Genomic DNA, 537 nt, shown 5'->3' with positions numbered 1-537 from the left:
TAATAATCAACTAGCAAAGGAATGACAACTAGATGAAAAAAACGCTAACTGTAACGTTAAGTTCGATTGCAGCTTTTATTGCAATCAACACTGCAGCTAACGCACAAGAATCTGAGACGTCGCAACTAGACACATATGCAACGGGTGATGTAATTACAAATCAATCAAACTTAGGTATTTACATTGTAAAACCTGGAGATAGTTTATATAAAATTGCTTTAGAACATAATCTTTCTTTAGAAGAGCTTTATGCATTAAATCCTGGTGTAGAACCTCTTATTTTTCCGGGAGATGAAATTGTAGTATCTGAAACTGCATTTGAACAATTTAATAACACAAACACATTCGTAAATTATGAAACTAACTACATTCCAGTAGGATATAATAATGTATCAACTGATACATCCAACACTACTTATGATAATTATGATAGTGAATCAACTGATACATACTCTGTGTCAAACGCCTATGATGGTCTAAGAAGTGTATCTAACTCAGGTAATTTATACACTACTGGTCAATGTACTTATTATGCAT

General features: G+C 32.4%; 1 protein-coding gene. It reads left to right on the top strand.

Going from position 1 to position 537, the window contains the following annotated elements; translation table 11 throughout:
- Nucleotides 1–32 precede the first annotated feature (32 nt).
- Nucleotides 33–537 (top strand): LysM peptidoglycan-binding domain-containing protein (locus tag IE142_RS40360; RefSeq protein ID WP_191889520.1); only part of this gene is annotated, 505 nt, incomplete at its 3' end.

Source organism: Streptomyces mutabilis (assembly GCF_014649815.1).
In the GTDB taxonomy this organism is placed as follows: Bacteria; Actinomycetota; Actinomycetes; order Streptomycetales; family Streptomycetaceae; genus Streptomyces; species Streptomyces mutabilis.
The sequence above is the reverse complement of the archived record's forward strand: the minus strand, read 5'-3'. Positions and strand labels throughout refer to the sequence as shown.